The 17,050-nt window shown below is 66.0% G+C and carries 13 protein-coding genes and 1 riboswitch; of the genes, 10 read left to right on the top strand and 3 right to left on the bottom strand.

From position 1 onward, the window contains the following. Positions 1-162: 162 nt before the first annotated feature. Genes AC1DT7_RS04105 through AC1DT7_RS04090 form a run of 4 tightly spaced genes read left to right on the top strand, consistent with a single transcriptional unit; the run spans position 163 to position 5,020 of the window. Entirely contained in the window at positions 163-3,174 is a 3,012-nt protein-coding gene (locus tag AC1DT7_RS04105; RefSeq protein ID WP_478034442.1) for a sensor histidine kinase, read from the top strand. Beyond that, the gene (locus tag AC1DT7_RS04100) at positions 3,167-3,796 is read left to right on the top strand and encodes a response regulator transcription factor (protein ID WP_478034440.1); all 630 of its coding nucleotides are present in this window, start codon (positions 3,167-3,169) and stop codon (positions 3,794-3,796) included. Before AC1DT7_RS04105 ends, AC1DT7_RS04100 begins: the two co-directional genes overlap by 8 nt. Before the next feature lie 50 nt (positions 3,797-3,846). Beyond that, on the top strand, positions 3,847-4,785 hold the full coding sequence (locus AC1DT7_RS04095) for a molybdopterin cofactor-binding domain-containing protein (protein WP_478034438.1): 939 nt from the start codon (positions 3,847-3,849) through the stop codon (positions 4,783-4,785). A gap of 34 nt (positions 4,786-4,819) precedes the next feature. Next, on the top strand, positions 4,820-5,020 hold the full coding sequence (locus AC1DT7_RS04090) for a hypothetical protein (RefSeq protein WP_478034437.1): 201 nt from the start codon (positions 4,820-4,822) through the stop codon (positions 5,018-5,020). Positions 5,021-5,023: 3 nt separating this feature from the next. On the opposite strand, the gene AC1DT7_RS04085 is transcribed toward AC1DT7_RS04090, so the two are convergent. From AC1DT7_RS04085 to AC1DT7_RS04075, 3 genes are all read right to left on the bottom strand, one after another. Continuing rightward, the gene (locus AC1DT7_RS04085; protein ID WP_478034436.1) at positions 5,024-6,502 is read right to left on the bottom strand and encodes a PepSY domain-containing protein; all 1,479 of its coding nucleotides are present in this window, start codon (positions 6,500-6,502) and stop codon (positions 5,024-5,026) included. A gap of 7 nt (positions 6,503-6,509) precedes the next feature. Further along, positions 6,510-8,525, bottom strand: a complete 2,016-nt coding sequence (locus tag AC1DT7_RS04080; RefSeq protein ID WP_478034434.1) for a TonB-dependent receptor plug domain-containing protein — start codon at positions 8,523-8,525, stop codon at positions 6,510-6,512. Between the two features lie 177 nt (positions 8,526-8,702). Continuing rightward, a riboswitch (cobalamin riboswitch) is annotated at positions 8,703-8,939 on the bottom strand. An 84-nt stretch (positions 8,940-9,023) separates the two neighbouring features. Continuing rightward, a complete protein-coding gene (locus AC1DT7_RS04075; protein WP_478034637.1) occupies positions 9,024-9,575 on the bottom strand; it encodes a histidine phosphatase family protein in 552 nt (183 codons plus the stop codon). Positions 9,576-9,791: 216 nt separating this feature from the next. Here AC1DT7_RS04075 and AC1DT7_RS04070 point away from each other — a divergent pair, with 216 nt between their 5' ends. The 6 genes from AC1DT7_RS04070 to bluB all read left to right on the top strand — a co-directional run bounded on the left by AC1DT7_RS04070 (position 9,792) and on the right by bluB (position 16,920). Further along, a complete protein-coding gene (locus AC1DT7_RS04070; RefSeq protein WP_478034433.1) occupies positions 9,792-10,019 on the top strand; it encodes a CbtB domain-containing protein in 228 nt (75 codons plus the stop codon). A 12-nt stretch (positions 10,020-10,031) separates the two neighbouring features. Further along, positions 10,032-10,784: a CbtA family protein gene (locus tag AC1DT7_RS04065; RefSeq protein WP_478034432.1), complete on the top strand. Its 753-nt coding sequence runs from the start codon at positions 10,032-10,034 to the stop codon at positions 10,782-10,784. Positions 10,785-10,908: 124 nt separating this feature from the next. Continuing rightward, on the top strand, positions 10,909-11,943 hold the full coding sequence (gene cobW / locus AC1DT7_RS04060; RefSeq protein ID WP_478034431.1) for a cobalamin biosynthesis protein CobW: 1,035 nt from the start codon (positions 10,909-10,911) through the stop codon (positions 11,941-11,943). After that, on the top strand, positions 11,943-15,662 hold the full coding sequence (cobN, locus tag AC1DT7_RS04055) for a cobaltochelatase subunit CobN (RefSeq protein ID WP_478034429.1): 3,720 nt from the start codon (positions 11,943-11,945) through the stop codon (positions 15,660-15,662). The genes cobW and cobN overlap by 1 nt, the downstream gene beginning before the upstream one ends. Before the next feature lie 2 nt (positions 15,663-15,664). Next, on the top strand, positions 15,665-16,270 hold the full coding sequence (cobO, locus tag AC1DT7_RS04050) for a cob(I)yrinic acid a,c-diamide adenosyltransferase (protein ID WP_478034427.1): 606 nt from the start codon (positions 15,665-15,667) through the stop codon (positions 16,268-16,270). A gap of 2 nt (positions 16,271-16,272) precedes the next feature. Then, positions 16,273-16,920 carry a 5,6-dimethylbenzimidazole synthase gene (gene bluB, locus AC1DT7_RS04045; RefSeq protein WP_478034425.1) on the top strand — a complete coding sequence of 216 codons (648 nt, stop codon included), beginning with the start codon at positions 16,273-16,275 and terminating at the stop codon, positions 16,918-16,920. Positions 16,921-17,050: the final 130 nt, after the last annotated feature.

The following is a 17,050-nucleotide window of genomic DNA, read 5'->3' as shown; positions in this document are numbered from 1 at the left end:
ATGACAGTTTTCGACCAATGTGGTTGATCCACCCATCCCAGCCTGGGGGGCGGGAAAATACCCGGATGGGGATGCGCATCGATCGCAGGGAGGTGCAGAGTGCGCGGCAATGACGCGAGACCACCATTCGGCACGTCGCGAGTCTCGCGCGGGATCCCTCCGTTGAGATCGTTTCTGACCCCGATTGCGATGCTGATGTCGGTCTCGGTCGTGATGGCGCAACCTGTCCGCGCGCAGGTCACGCCGCCGGGTTTCGGGGCGTTCAAGCACGTCCGCTGGTCGGCCGATGACGGCGCGCCGGGCACGACCTACAAGATCGCCCAGACGCCCGACGGGTATCTCTGGCTCGCCGGTGACGCCCTGTTCCGGTTCGACGGCATGACGTTCGAGCGCATCGAATGGCCGGCGGGCACGCCGCGATCGACCTGGCCGGCCGAGCTGATGGTCAGCCGCGACGGCGAACTCTGGGTCGGCCTCAGCAACAAGGGCGGCGTCCTGGCATATCGCGGCGGACGCCTGGTCGACATGCGCATGCCCGACCCGCCGTCAGCGATCGCAGCCATGGCGCAGGCACCGGACGGAACGATCTGGGCGGCGTCGGGCCGTTTCGACCAGGAGCTGCGCCGGCTGCGCGGCAAGAAGTGGGAGTCGGTCGGCAAGCCGCTTGGCCTTCCTGCGGGCGCAGTGATCGGATTGATCACGACGTCCGCCGGCGGCCTGTGGGTTTCTCTCACGCATCAGGATGGCGAGAGTGGCGCCATCGCCTATCTTGCGCCGCATGCAAGCCGTTTCCGGGAGATGCCGTTCCGGCTTGGCGGTCGGCCGAAAATCGTGCTCGATAGCGGTGGCGCGCTCTGGGCTTCGGACGGCAACGGAACGCGGATGCTGCTGGATGGAGAGGGCAAGCCGCCCGCCTCCCCAGCCCGTTTTCCGCCACTGGCCAATCTCCGCACTGCCTGGCCCGCATTTGATAGGCAGGGCGGGATCTGGGGGACTACGGCATCGGTCGGAATCTTCTACATTCCGGGCGCGGCGACATCACCCGGTGGTGCGGGCCGCGTCTATCAGTTCGGCGCGGCGAATGGCCTGACCTCGGACATCAGCTACAAACCGTTCGTAGATCGCGAAGGCAGTGTCTGGATCGCGACCGAAAGCGGGATCGACCAATTCCGCCGGGGCAGCGCGACCCAGGAACTGGCGATCCCCGATGACCCGGTCCATGGTCTGTCGATCGCGAGTGCGAGGGACGGCAGCGTCTATTTCAGATCCCGGCAGAGCCTGTTCCGCGCTGAGGCCGGCAAGGCCCCGGAGCGCATTCTCGATCTGAAGATGGGCGAACCGACGCTTTGCGCCGCGCGGAATGATGGAATCTGGGTGATAGAGGCCGCGCGAATTCTGCGGGTCGCAGCCGAGCGCGCCTCGTTGTCGCTACCCAACCCGAGCAAGGAGCCGATCACGGCCTGCGCCGAAGACCGGCTCGGCCGGCTGTGGATAGCACTGGAAAGCGGCAAGCTTCTCCGTCGGGACGCCAGCGGATGGCGGATGGCCGACGGAGCACCGGCGGCAGGTCAGGTCTGGGACCTGATCGGCACGCCCTGGGGCGATCCCGCGTTCAGTACGAGGGGATCGAAGGTGGGGATCATTCGCGGCGACCGTCTCACCATCGTCGATCTGGCGGGTTCGGGTATCGGCGTGCGCTCGATGATCGCGGCCGGCACCCGCGATTTGTTCCTCAGCGGCGACGGCGGTCTGATCCGGATGCGTGACGGGCGATGGCAACGATTGAGCGAGATTCGCTTTCCATGGCTGGCCGATCTGCGCAGCCTCGTTCAGACGGAGGACGAGACGTGGCTGATAGGTCGTCGCAGCATCTCGCGGGTCGTGACCGCCGATCTCGATCGTGCCTTCGGCGACCACAATGCGGCGCTGAAGCGCACCCTGTTCGATGCGCAGGATGGCCTGGGGAGCACGACGCAGCATCCAGGCTTTACGGGACCGCAAAGCGCGACGGGCGGGGATGGCAGAGTCTGGTTCCTCAACCGCCAGGGCGCATCGTTCTTCGAGCCGGCCGCACTCGAACGGAGCCCGCCGGCGCCCGCCGTTGCAATCCGCTCCGTGTCCAGCGGGGCCAAGTCCTGGCGTGATCCTGGAAAGCTGGTCCTGCCGCCGGGCACGCGAGCGGTCGACATCCTCTATGCCGGACTCAGCCTCGCGGCGCCGACGCGCATCACGTTCCGCTATCGTCTGGAGGGGGTCGACGAAGGCTGGGTCGATGCCGGTGCGGGGCGACGTGCATCCTACACCAACCTGTCACCCGGTGCCTATCGGTTCCATGTGACAGCAGCGAATGGTGACGGAGCCTGGAGCAGCACCGGTGTCGTTCTCGAATTCCAGATTCGACCGACCTTCGTTCAGGGCTGGCCTTTCAAGCTGCTCTGCAGTGTCGCCCTGCTCGGGATTCTCTCGTTCGCCTATGCAATGCGAATGCGCACAGTCGCGCGGCATATCCGGTCGCGCATGACCGAACGTATCGCGGAGCGGGAACGTATCGCCCGCGAGCTGCACGATACGCTGATCCAGAGCGTTCAGGGCCTGATCCTCCGCCTCCAGCTGATCGCCGAGGACATGTCTCCGGGCGAAGCGCAACGGTTGCCGCTGGAGCGCGCGCTCGACAGTGCAGACGCCGTACTCGGGCAGGCGCGCGACAGGGTCCTGAACCTCCGTGCCGCCGACCGGATCGAGGAGCTTGAAGCCGCGCTCGGCGCGCTTGCCAACGATCATCAGGGAAGCGTGCCGATCGACGTGTTCGTCAATGGCAGGCCGCGTGCCGTCAGCCAGACCGTGACGGACGAACTGATCCGGATCGTGGGCGAAGCCTTGGTGAACGCCCGCGCGCATGCGGCCGCCGACTGCGTCGAAATCCAGATCCGATTTGGGTGGTGGCGCCTTTCGGTTTCGGTAGTCGACGGCGGTCGCGGGATCGAACCGGAACTGTTGCGCAATGGCGGGCGCCCCGGCCATTTCGGCCTTGCCGGCATGCGAGAACGAGCGCGGGCGATCCACGGGCGGCTTGAGATTGATAGCAAGCCGGGTGGCGGTACGAACGTCAGGGTGACAATTCCCGCGCGTATCGCGTATTTTCCTGATTGGCGGCGGAGGGTGACCCATGGATGAGACAGGGCGTATCCGCATTCTGGTGGTCGATGATCATCCGATCGTTCGCGACGGCATTACCGGTCTTGTCGATCGCCAGGCCGACATGCAGATCGTGGGCGAAGCGGCGGACGGCGCCCAGGCAGTCGAGCGGTTCGTCGACCTGCGACCCGATATCGTCCTCATGGACATACAGATGCCAGAGATGGACGGTGTCTCCGCGATCGCGCGCATCCGCGCGTTGGACCCGCGCGCTGGCATCATCGTTTTGACGACTTATCCAGGCGACACCCTCGCGCGCAGCGCGTTGCGGGCCGGTGCCAGTGGCTACCTACTGAAGAACTGCATCCGAACGGATCTCTTCAAAACCATCCGGGATATTCACGCCGGGCGCAGGTTCGTGGCCCCCGAAGTGGCGCAGCAAATTGCGCTCCATTCTTTCGATGAACCCCTCAACGATCGGGAAAAGCTCGTGCTGCTGGAAGTCGCGGAAGGCCGGGAGAATAAGGAGATCGCCAGACGGATGAGACTGTCGCCCGAAACGGTAAAGGCGATTCTGAAAGCGATTTATCTCAAGCTCGACGTCAATGACCGTACCCAAGCTGTGGTGGTCGCGGCGCGACGCGGATACATACAACTCTAGGGATCGACGGCGGTCTGATCGCCTCGATCTCGATGCGATCATCTTCAACTATGGCGATTCGACCCTGCCCGGCGTGGTGCTGGCGGGCGGCTCGCAACAGCCGCCTCGAGCGATGCATCGGTGATCGCGGCGTACAACGCGCTGGTGAAGGAACTGCTCAAGATCGCCCGCAATGCTTCGCCGCTGGCCGGTCTGAACATAGACGAAGTTCCAGCCGCAACGGCGGCCTGTGCAAGCGCGATGAGACCGAGCTTCACGACACCTATGCCTCGATCCCGGCGCGCGGCCAGCGCGATTCGATCAGCGTCGAAGCGACGCCGCCGCAGCACCTGGAGACGATGCAGTGGTCGATGCACAGCCACCCGGCGATGTTCTGCGAGGTGCGCGTCAACAGCGTCACCGGGGAAGTGCGCGTCAGCCGTTTCCGCGGCTCGCTCGATTGCGGCCGTATGCGCCGCGCCTTCGAATTCATGGACCAAGACAAGGGTGTGAAGCTCGACCTAGCGACCATCCCGGGCGAGGATCTGACGACCTATGCGATGATCCGCAAGGCCGATACGCTCGGCGTCTTCCACACGGTCGTCCATGTCCGCCCCGACCGCTGCGACATCTGGGTGGGCACCCAAGTCCCGAGCCGGGTCGAGGATTGCGCGGTCCGGATGACCGGCATCTCGCGCGATGCCGTCCACATCCGAAATGAGCTGATGGGCGGCGGCTTCGGCCGCCGGCTGGAAACCTGCTCGATCGAGCAGGTTCTGGCGCTGGCGATGCAGGCTCCCTTCCCGCTGCAAATAGTCTGGCCGCGCGAGGAGGAAATCCGCCAGGATTTCTACCGACCGAGCCACCATGACCGCATCCGGGCAACGTTGGACCAGATGGCTTACCTGACGCACTCGGGCATCGCACTGTCGGCGCATCGGGTACGGAACGTTGGGCACCCGCGTGGATCAAGGATGGCCTCGACCTCGATACGGCCGATGGCATCGTAGAGATGGTCTACACGGTGCCGTGCCGCCATCTGGAATGGGATATCTGACACCGCTCAGCGGCACGATCGACTGGATCGACTGGCCATCGATGAAAGTGGTGCGAACGCTGCGCGCGGGCGCAACCGACCGCGCCCAAAGCTATACCAGCGAAGGCATGGCGCTGAAGGGCCGCGATCTCTTCGTCATTCCGGAAGACGGCCCGAGCCGGTTGTTCCACTTCAAGCTCGACGCCTGAGGTTCAGCGGCGCGCCCTGATCCGCCGCCGCAGCCGGCGGATATCACGGCCGACCTTGCGGAAGCTCATCCAGGTCCCCGTCCCGCACACCAATGTCACGGCGAGAAGCATCGGCAGGACGACGATATCCCAGAGCGGTCGCGAGCGTAGGACCGGGAAGTCGAGGCTGTGCAACCCATCCTGCAGCCAGCGGAAACCGCGAGCGTTGCGATCAAAGGCTCGGACCAGCCTGCCCGAGTCGGGATCGATATAGAGCCGGGTCTGCTCGGCATCGGACAGGATGGCCCGCCACACCGGAAGCTTCAGCGGGAATTTGTGGGTGTAGTAATAGTCGTCCTCTGTACCGAGCTTTTCGAGCGAGGCGACAGGCGGGCCGTTGCGCAGGGCAGCCTTCAACGTCTCGACCCGAAGCGGATCGGGCCTGCCGCCCGAATCGAAACGGGTCGTCCGGTCATCGCGGTCGATGGCGACGAGGAAGATACGCCCGCCGAGGGGCGCGCTTTCCAGCCTTACCGTTCCCGTCGGCAGGGTGCCGGGCCGCGACATCGCACCGCGGACGTCGCCCCAAGTGACGGTTCCGGCCAGCCGCCTGCCTTCCGCAAAGCCGGCCATGCTGTCGAGGAAACCCCAGGGGTTCATCGAGAAAAGACCGCTGGCGACCCAGGTCAGCGTCAGCAGGCCGAGGAACAGGCCGAGCATGTGATGCCACCACCACAGCCCGTTATAGGGCGAGCCGATGCTTCCGTCCCGCCGTCGGCGCAGGCGGGAAATGCCGACCCACAGGCCGGTAATCGTCAGGAAACAGCCGCTGAGCGAGGTCCAGATGACGACCTGACTCCACGCCTCGCCATCCTGCCGGAGGATCGTGGGATAGAGCCAGTGCGGCACCGCACCGAGCCAGCCCCAGAAACGCTCGAACCGGGTCGTTTGCTGTACCGCCTCGCCGCTATTGCCCGCGACATAGAGGGTCGTGGCGGCAGGATCGTCATAGTCGATGCGATAGAGCGGCTGATTGCGCCGGAACGTCTGCACCGTCCATTGATCCATCGCCGTCGGCGCGACGGACAGGGGCGCCCCCGCTATACCCGACTGCCGCGCGAAAACGGTCGCGATGGCGCGGATATCGGCCGGGGAAAGCGTCGCGATCGCCTTGCCGGTCGTCAGGTCATAGCTTCCCGGCGTCACCCGCATCTGCGCGATCGGCCTGCTCGGATCCATGACCGGGACGATCCGCAGCACGGGCCGTCCCGCCATCATCTCCAGCGTCGCCGATGCGAGCGGCGTATCTGCGGGCAGATCGATACGTGCCAATGCCGCCGCCCCGGGCAGGTGCAGGGGCGCGAGCCCCCGCACCTGCTCGTCCGGCATCAGCCTGGGGTAATCGACATACATCATGACGAACCCGGACAGGCACCAGAGCGTCATCAGCGCGCCGATGACCACTCCAAGCCAGCGATGCAGGAACAGGATGGGGCGGAGCATGGCGGCCTCAGAAGCTCAGGCCGTAGCTGACCCGCAGAGTCCGGGGCACGCCGCGGTTGAAATATAGGAAGCGCCCACCGGTATCGGCCGGTGCCGAGCCGTGGCCGCGCGTCGCATAGTCCTGGCCGGTCACATTCTCGATATTGACGCCGAACCGGTGCCGCCGGGCAGCACCGTCGACATAGAGATGCGCGCCCAGATCGACGATCGCATAATTGCCGTAGTTCTGACGCGGAAAACCAAAGGGCGACGAGAAGGCGTCTCCCACCCAGTTGATCGAGACATTGGCGCCGAACGGCAGGTCCTGCGGCGCATAGGCGATCGATCCCTTGGCGAACTGCTCGGGCGTGCGGTCGCGCTGAGTTTTCGATCCCTCGTCGCGGGTGCGGTTGAAGGTGTAGCTCGCCATGACCTGCCAGTCGCGCGCCACATTGGCGTCGAGCGAGACCTCGGCGCCGTGCACGTTCACTTTGTTGTCGACGTTGATGTAGGTGCCGTTCGGGAAGGCGGGATTCTCGTAGTCATAGTCGATCAGGTCGGTGATCCGGCGCTGAAAATAGGTAACCTTCCAGTCCAGTCCGCCGCCCGCCAACGCGACCCTGCCGCCGCCGGTCAGGTTGACGTTGAGGCTCTGCTCGGGCTTGAGGTTCGGGTTGCCGATCTCGCAGCACGGATCGATGCCGTAGAGCGACGACGCGTCGGGCAGGATGAACGACGTGCCGCCATTACCCTCGACATAGAGGCTGTCGGTCAGGTCGTAGCGGCCGCTGACATTCCAGATCGTCTTCTTTGCGCCGCCGGTCTCGTTGTAGCGCACGCCGGCCGTGAGCCGCCCGCGCTTGCTGATCTCGTCAGTGGTGCGGACCTGGAAGATGCCGGCATGGACCTGCTCGGTGAGCTTGCCGATCAGCAGCACGTCGTCGCGGCCGTTGAAGTTCTGGAAGTCGTAACCGATCAGATATTCGAGGCCCTTGTGCGGGTGCAACTTCACCACGGCGCTGCCGCCATAATCCTGGAAGCCCCAGAAAGTGCCCTCGGGATAGACGGTGACCGGCGGGCCGGCCGGGATCGGGTTGAGGATCTGGACATAGGCCGTCCGCCAGTCGTGATAGTAGCCCTTCAGGTAGAACTGGACCGTGTCGCTGCCGGTATAGTCGAGCCGGAGGCTCGCAATCTCCTCGTTGCGGTCGTTGCGGCTCTTGTTGACCCGCGTCGGCGAGAGATTGTCGAGATTCGCCTCGGTATGCTGATATTCGGCGTTGAGGCGCAGGTCCGACGTGAAGTCGAACTGATATTTCCCGCCGACCGACCAGAGGTGATAGCCGCGCAGCTGGTCGGTCGCGCTCGGCTGCATCACGCTGTACGGGCGATAGCCGTCGGCGTCGTTGCGCGATACCCAGGCGACGAATTTGTGCTCGCCGAGGCTGCCGCGGACATAGCCGTCGACATTGGTGCCGCCTCGGCTGTCGACATTGGCGTTGACCTGCCCATTGAAGTCGTCGGTGAAACCGCGCGTCACGACGTTGATCACGCCGGCCGCCGCTTGGGTGCCGTAGAACAGGCTCTCGCCGCCCTTCAGCACCTCGATCCGCTCGATCATGCTGGCGGGCAGCGTGTCGTTGGGCGAGGTGCTGCCATAGAGGCGGTTGTTGATGCGGACGCCGTCGACAGTCCACAGCACGTCCTGCGTGCGTGATCCCTGGAGCGAGACGTCGACATAGCTGAACGGGCCGGCGCCGGGCTCGATGTACAGGCCGGGCACGCTTTCGAGCGCGCTGGCAACGTCCACCACCCCGCGATCGCGGACCTGCTTGTCGGTGACGATCTCGATGTCGCTGCCGTAGCGTGCGAGTTCCTGCGGCAGCGTCTCTTCGAGGCTGGTGCCGGTGACGATGATGTCGCCGGGATTGGACGCTGAATCCTCGGCATTGCGGTCGGTGGTCCGTGCGCTGGCGGCGGTGCTGGCGAACGTGGCGAGAGCGGCGGCAAGCGCCATCTGCGAGATGAGTGCGAGCTTCTGCATTTGGTACCCCCTTTGGCGTCGGTCGACGTCGGGCGGGGGCGTGCCGTTCACGAACGGTCGGCACGCGCGGCGGCCGGACGCCAAGGGCGACCGACGCACGTATCCGATGCGGCCCCAGCCGCTCGTTCGTCGCTCAGACGGAGTACACCGTGCCGCGGCCATCCCCTGGGCCAGGGCAAGAGCGACCAGACGCCGGCAGGTATCCTGGCTCACGGGTCATCGCTTGATGCATGCCTTCCCAGACCTCGCATGTCTCAGCGTCCGGCCCAGTGGCTGCTCCTTCGAAGGGGAGCGATATGCATCGCGCTCGCCGCTTACAGTTGCAGGGACAGCCTCGGCTTCGGGTGACCTGCGCCACCCATACCGTGTTCCCTTTTAAGCCTCTTTCGAGGCACCGACGCGATCATTGTTCGAGAAGCAGGCCGAAGCCCGCGGCAAGAACCCGGCGCTGATATGCAAGAAAAGGGCAGTTCGCAAGCGCAACAAAATCGCATGCGTTCAGGCGCGACAGATTCCCTGAAGTCGCCAGCCCCGGTTGAAGGATAGGGTCGTGGCGGAAAGCGGCGCGATGTCTATGCGCAGTGCTGCGGCGATGGGAATATCGATCGCCAGTGCGACCAATACGCGGATGATACTGGGCCCGGCGACTGCGCGGATCGCGCTTTCGAGCCGTGCCATGTCCGACAGCCAGTCCCCTACCCTGGCGGCGGCGTCGGCAAAGCACTCCCCGCCCGGCGCGCCCGCCGCCGGGTCGGCGATCCAGCCCGCGAACGCTTCCGGGTCCGCCGCATGAACCTCGGCGAAGCGTCGCCCGATCCAGTCGCCATGATCTAGATCGCGCAGCGCTTCCTCTATTGCCGGCTCCCCGCCCAGCGCCTCGGCGGTCTGCCGCGCCGCGTGTTCGGGAGCGCTGAAAAGCAGTCCGGCGTTGCTCCCGACAGACACCAGTCCGGCCGCCTTCCGCAAACCGCCGTCGTCGAGCGGCTCGTCCCGCGCGGGAAAGCCGCCCTCGCGCATCGAGCGTGTGCCGGCATGGCAGAGAAGGGTCAGTCGAGTGGCCAGGCGAGCCTCCGGTGATCGTTGACGCTATCCGGGATCGGCCCTACTGGCGGGGCAAGGCCGAGGAAGAAGCCGGTGAGATTCCGGCGCGGTCGCGCCACTGTTATCGTTTGTGCCGCTCGGCTGTCGAGGGGCGCAGACGGGAGTCAGACCTTCCTCGATCAACACCGGAACCAGAGGGACGCGGAATCCCTGAAGGAGCGCATCATGGCCAGCACGGCACTCTTCGCCGACGACATCTTCATCCCGGTTGACGGCAAGGCGGCGATCCCGCTGGGCGAAATCCTGCCCTGGGCCGTCTTCGGCACGATCCTGGCCCTCATCTTCCTCTATTTCGTCAGCACCGAACAGGGCGCGCTCGCGCTGTTCAAGGGCATGTATGTGCACGAGATCGTGCATGACGGGCGACATCTCCTCGGCTTCCCCTGCCACTAAGGCGGGCTGATCATGGCCAGGAGCCTGCTGATCCGCGGCATGATTGTCGGGGTCATCGCCGCATTGTTCGTCATGCTGTTCGCGCGGGTGATCGCCGAGCCTCAGGTCGATCTCGCCATCGCCTTTGAGGCGCGGCAGGAAGCACACGCCGCCCGGATGGCGCCCGACCATATGGCTGCAGCCGACGAACCCGAAATCGTCAGCCGGGACACGCAGAAAGGCCTTGGCCTGCTGACGGCGCTGACGCTGTACGGCGCGGCGATGGGCGGCATCTTCTCGCTCGTCTTCGCCGCCAGCTATGGCCGGCTTGGCACGGCGATGGGGCCGCGCACGCTCTCGCTGCTGCTGGCATCGGGCGCCTTTCTCGCCATCGCCCTGGTGCCGGCGCTGAAATATCCGCCGACGCCGCCGGCGGTGGGGCTGCATGAAACAGTGGCATTCCGTACCCTGGTCTATTTCGCCATGATCGCGCTGTCTCTCGCCAGCCTGGTGATGGCGATCCGGACCGGCCGGGGGCTGGTCGCCAGGATCGGCGCGTTCAACGCGGTACTCGCCGCCGCCGGGCTCTATGTGCTGGCGATGATCGTCGTCCAGCTCGCCCTGCCGGTGGTCGACGAGGTACCGGCCGACTTCCCCGCCACCGTCCTCTGGCAGTTCAGGATCGCGTCACTCGGCATGCAGGCAATCCTCTGGTCGGTGATCGGCATCGGCTTCGGGGCATTGGCCGAAACGCTGCTGCGGGCACAGGCGGGCCGGCGGGGCTAGTCCACCGCATTTTCAGGAGCACCCCGCGCGACACGGGCACCCATGGCCCGGCGGGTATTTCACCAAGAGAGTTTCGTACGGCCCGACACGCGTCGTGGCCGCGCGGTCGAGAAGGAGAATAAGCGTGAGCAAGGTACCAACCACCGTCATCACCGGGTTCCTGGGAGCCGGCAAGACCACGCTGATCCGGCACCTGCTGGAAAACGCCAAGGGCCGGCGGCTTGCGCTGATCATCAACGAATTCGGCGATGTCGGTGTCGATGGCGAGTTGGTGAAGGGCTGCAACGACGATGCCTGCCCCGAGGACGATATCGTCGAGCTGGCCAATGGCTGCATTTGCTGCACCGTCGCCGACGACTTCCTGCCGACGATGGAGAAGCTGCTCGACCGGCCGAACCCGCCCGAACACATCATCATCGAAACCTCGGGCCTCGCTCTGCCCAAGCCTCTGGTCAAGGCCTTCCAATGGCCCGCCATCCGCACCCGCGCGACGGTGGACGGGGTGGTCGCACTGATCGACGCCGATGCAGTCGCAGCCGGCCGTTTTGCCACCGACGAGGTTGCCTTGGCGGCGGCCCGGGCGGCCGACCCCAATCTCGACCATGACTCCCCGCTGGAGGAATTGTTCGAGGAACAGCTCGGCTGCGCCGACATGGTCGTGCTCAACAAGACCGATCTGGTCGATGCCGAAACGCTGGCGCGGGTCGAGGCACTGGTCGAGGCGGAGACCCGCCCCGGTGTGAAGATCGTGCGCGCCGATCATGGCGCGGTCGATATCGCGGCCCTGCTTGGCATCACCGCGGCGGCCGAGGACGATCTCGATTCACGCAAGTCGCACATCGACGATGGCGAAGAGCATGATCACGACGATTTCGACAGCTTCGTCGCAGCGGGCGGCGACGTGGCCGATCTCGACGCGCTGGTCGCCCGGCTGGGTGAGATCATCGCGCAGCACGACGTGCTGCGGATCAAGGGCATGGTCGCCGTCGCCGGCAAGCCGAGCCGGCTGGTTATTCAGGCCGTCGGCCCACGCATCCAGCACTTCTTCGACCGCGCCTGGAAGGCCGGGGAGCTGCGCCGTACCGGCCTTGTCGTGATCGGCCAGAAGGGCCTGGACCGCACTGCAATCGAAGCCGAGCTGGCGGGCGTCATCGGCTGATGCATCTCCTGTCCGCCACGCCGGGAACGGTTTCGAACGGCGACGAGGCGATCGACCTCGATCAGTCGCCGGGCGATATCGTGTTCCTCACCGTGGCGGACAGCGAGCTCGCCTGTTTCTCGCGCGCGGCGGAGATCATCGGCGATGGCGGGCCGACCATCCGCCTTGCCAACCTGTTGCAGCTGAAACATCCCTATTCGGTCGACCTTTATGTCGAGAAAGTCGTGGCGCACGCGAAGTTCGTCTGCGTCGTGCTGCTCGGCGGCAAGGCCTATTGGCCCTATGGGATCGACGAGATCGCCGCGGTCGCGCGTGATCGGGGCATCTCCTTTGCCGCGATCGCCGATGGGCGTGAGGACGATCCCGCGCTTCAGGCCGCATCGACTCTCCCGGCCGAGACGTGCAACCGGCTGCGCGACTATCTGCGCCAGGGTGGTGTCGCCAATGCGGTGAGCTTCCTGCGATCCGCCGCGCGGCTGATCAGGCGCGATGTCGGGATGCCGGACGATCCCGTGCCGGTCGCCGACGCCGGACTCTATCTGAAGGGCGTCGAGCGCCCCGGCCTCGCCGATCTGCGCGCCCGTTGGGTCGAGGGACGGCCGGTGGCCCTGTTCGTCTTCTACCGCGCGCTGCTGATCGCCGGAACGCTCGACGCGGTCGATGCGATGGTGTCTGCCCTGGAGGATCGCGGGCTCAACGTCGCCGCGGTCCATGTCCGTGCATTGCGGGAACCCTTCGCGGTCGACTGGCTGCGCGGCCTGCTTGCCGGGATCGGGCCGGACGTCATCCTCAACGCCACGTCGTTCGCGGCATCGTCGCCCGGAGAGAACCGCACCGGGAGTGTGCTCGAACTGGCTGACTGCCCGATCCTGCAGACGGTGTTCGCAGGCGTCGAGCAGCGTGCCTGGGCAGAGTCGGCACGCGGCCTCGGCCCGCGCGACCTCGCGATGAACGTCGCGCTTCCCGAGGTGGATGGCCGGCTGTTCACGCGGGCCGTCGCGTTCAAGGCGGCCGAGCGGTTCGATGCCCGGACCGAATGCGGCATCGTCGTCCCCCGGGTGGCATCCGACCGGGTCACCTTTGTCGCCGATCTCGCCGCCAATTGGGCGACGCTGCGCCGTACTCCCACTGCCGAGCGCCGGATTGCGTTGGTGCTCGCCAATTATCCCAATCGCGATGGCCGGATCGGTAACGGCGTCGGGCTCGACACGCCGGCAAGCGCTGCCGCCATCCTCTCCGCACTGCGCGACGCGGGCTATGCGGTGGGCGAAGCGCCGGGCGACGGCGCCGCGCTCATGGAGGTGATGCTCGGCGGCGTCACCAACGCGCTCGATTCGATTGACCGCGGCGGCGAAATCGCGCTCTCGCTGACCGAGTATAGCGCCGCGTTCGACGCGATGCCCGAGGCGGTTCGTGCGGCGGTGATCGAGCGTTGGGGAGAAGCCCAAACTGACCCGTTCGTGCGCGAAGGTGCCTTCCGGCTTGCGGTCCATCGTTTCGGCAATGTCGTGGTCGCGGTGCAGCCTGCCCGTGGTTACAATGTCGATCCCAAGGCGACCTATCACGATCCCGCGCTGGTACCGCCGCACGCCTATCTGGCGTTCCATATCTGGCTGAACCGCGCGTTCGGCGCGCATGCCGTGGTCCATGTCGGCAAGCACGGCAACCTCGAATGGCTGCCGGGCAAGGCGCTGGCGCTGTCGGAGACCTGCTTTCCTGAGATCTGCGCCGGGCCGGTGCCGCAGCTCTATCCGTTCATCGTCAACGATCCCGGCGAAGGCACGCAGGCGAAGCGCCGCATCGGGGCGGTGATTATCGACCATCTTACCCCTCCCCTCACCCGCGCCGAAAGCTATGGCCCGCTCAAGCAGCTCGAGGCGCTGGTCGACGAATATTATCTGGCGGCCGGCATGGACCCGCGCCGGATCGATCATCTGAAGGGCGAGATCCTCAACCTCGCACGCAGCCAGGGGCTGGACACAGACGCCGGTGCGGTCGGAGACGGCGACGATGCCCTCGCGGCGCTCGACAATTATCTGTGCGAGTTGAAGGAAATGCAGATCCGCGACGGACTGCACATCTTCACCCGCTCGCCCGAAGGGCGGCTGCGCACCGATCTGCTGATCGCGCTGTCGCGGACGCCGCGCGGGTACGACACGCCGGGCCAGGCATCGCTGCTGCGGGCAATGGCGGACGATCTCGGGCTCGACTTCGACCCGCTCGACTGCACGATGGGCGATCCGTGGCAGGGCCCGAAGCCGGCGGTGTTGGCGGCTATCTCAGCGGATCCCTGGCGAACGCTGGGCGACACGGTCGAACGGCTGGAACTGCTGGCGATCACAATGGTGGAGGGTGCCGCAGCCCCCGGCCCGACCTCGCAGATCGTGTTGCAGACCGTTCTTGGCGACCTCGCCTCGCGGGTCGATGCATGCGGCGGTGCCGAACGAGCGGCACTGCTCGCGGGGCTCGACGCACGGTTCATTGCTCCCGGGCCTTCCGGCGCACCGACGCGCGGGCGCCCCGATGTGCTGCCGACCGGGCGCAATTTCTATTCGGTGGACACGCGTTCCGTACCGACAGCGACCGCCTGGGACCTCGGCCAGCGCTCCGCGCAGCTGTTGGTCGACGATTATCTGCAGCGTAAGGGCGATTATCCCAAGGCGATGTCGCTGAGCGCCTGGGGCACCGCCAATATGCGCACCGGCGGCGACGACATCGCCCAGGCGCTCGCGCTGATGGGCGCGCGTCCGCGCTGGGACTGGACCTCCGGCCGCGTGATCGGGTTCGAGGTGATGACCGTGACCGAGCTCGGCCGGCCTCGTATCGATGTCACTTTCCGCGTCTCGGGCTTCTTCCGCGATGCCTTTCCCGAGCAGATCGACCTGCTCGACAGCGCCGCACGCGCGATCATGGCGCTCGACGAGCCCGACCAAAACAACCCCGCCGCTGCGCGCCACCGCGCCGAGACGGCGCGGCTGATCGACCAGGGCGAGGAGGCGAAGGCCGCCGCGCTGCGAGCAGGCTTCCGGGTGTTCGGGTCGAAGCCGGGCGCCTATGGTGCCGGCCTGCAGGCGATGATCGACGAGAAGATCTGGCACAGCCGCGCCGATCTGGCCGAGGTGTATCTCGACTGGGGCAGCTATGCTTACGGTGCGGGCGTCGAGGGCGATGCCGAGCGCGACCTGTTCGCCGAGCGGCTGACCCAGGCCGATGCGGTGGTGCAGAACCAGGACAATCGCGAGCACGACCTGCTCGACAGCGACGATTATTATCAGTTCGAAGGCGGCATCGCCGCAGCGGTCGAACATCTTTCGGGCAAGCGCCCGCTTTCCTACCATAACGACCATAGCCGCCCCGACCGGCCGGTCGTCCGCACGCTGGAAGACGAAATCGGCCGGGTGGTCCGCGCGCGCGTAACCAATCCCAAATGGATCGCGGGCGTGATGCGCCACGGGTACAAGGGCGCGTTCGAGATCGCGGCGAGCGTCGACTATCTGTTCGCCTTCGCCGCAACGACCCATGCGGTGCGCGACCATCATTTCGACGCGGTCTATGCGGCTTTTATCGAGGATCGCGACGTCCGCGCCTTCATGGCCGACGCCAATCCGGCAGCACTGCGCGAAACGGCCGCGCGCCTGGCCGAAGCGCTCGAGCGCAGCCTGTGGAAACCCAGATCGAACAGCGCGGGCGTCCTGCTCGCCGAACTAGCGGGAGCATGACGATGGTGGAACGCACCGAGGCCGAACACGCAGCGAAGATGGCCAAGAAGAAGGCGGCACATGACCGCATCGTCGATTCCCGCCAGGGCGAGAAAGGCCTGCTGATCGTCCACACCGGCAAGGGCAAGGGCAAGACCAGCGCCGCGCTTGGCATGGTCGTGCGCGCGATCGGGCACGGGATGAAGGTCGGCGTCGTCCAGTTCGTGAAGGGCGCGATGGYGACCGGCGAGAAGGCCGTGTTCGACCGTTTCGACAATGTCGAATTCAAGCCGATGGGCGAAGGCTTCACCTGGGACACGCAGGACCGGACCCGCGACATCGCGGTCGCGCGCGGGGCATGGGAAGAGGTCAAGCGGATGATCGCCGACCCGTCCTACGACATGGTGCTCGCCGACGAGCTCAACATCGTGCTGCGCTACGATTATTTGCCGCTGGACGAGGTGCTCGCAGTCCTCACCACCAAGCCGGAGATGACCCATGTCATCGTCACCGGCCGCAACGCGCCCGAGGCACTGATCGAAGCTGCCGACCTGGTGACCGAGATGACGCTGGTGAAGCATCCCTTCCGCGAACAGGGCGTGAAGGCGCAGGCCGGGATCGAGTTCTGACCTTGACCGAAACGCCACCGGTCTTCGACGCGCATTTCCGGGAAGAGCTGGATAGCCTGCTCGCCTGGCGGCGGGACGTGCGCCATTTCAGGCCCGATCCTCTGCCGGATGGCCTGCTGGACGATCTGCTCGCGACCGCCCAGCGTGCTCCATCGGTCGGCAATTCGCAGCCCTGGCGTTTCGTGAGACTCGTGTCAGCGGATATCCGGGCAACGCTGGCCGATCAGGTCGATCACGCGGCTGCGCGCGCCGGCGAACGTTATGGCGATACCGATCGCGGTGCACTGTATCGAAGGCTCAGGCTTCACGGCCTGCGCGAGGCGCCCGAGATCATGGCGGTGTTCTGCGACGATGCGCCAGAGGCAGGCTTCGGCCTAGGCGCGGCGACCATGCCTGAGACACTGGCCTATTCCGTGGTGATGGCGATCCATACGCTCTGGCTGGCGGCGCGGGCGCGGGGTGTCGCGCTCGGCTGGGTCTCGATCCTCGATCCCGATCGGGTAACGGCCCTGCTCGACGTGCCCCCATCCTGGCGGCTCATCGCCGTCCTGTGCCTTGGCTATCCGACGGAGGAGCAGGCCGTAGCCGAGCTTGAACGCCGAGGCTGGCAGGCGCGTCGGAATTGGCGCGACGCCATGACCGAGCGCTGACATGAAGCCGCCGCTCCACCAGCCTGTTTCGCGGGCGCTTCGAACAACCTCCCCGGATTGCTATCCCCCCGAGCGGAAGCGCACAGGCCCGTCATGCCGGACCTTTTCCGGCCTCCACCATGCAGCAAGA

The sequence above is a fragment of the Sphingomonas sp. P3_C6 genome, from assembly GCF_056402595.1.
This window is presented reverse-complemented; position numbering and strand designations above follow the sequence as displayed.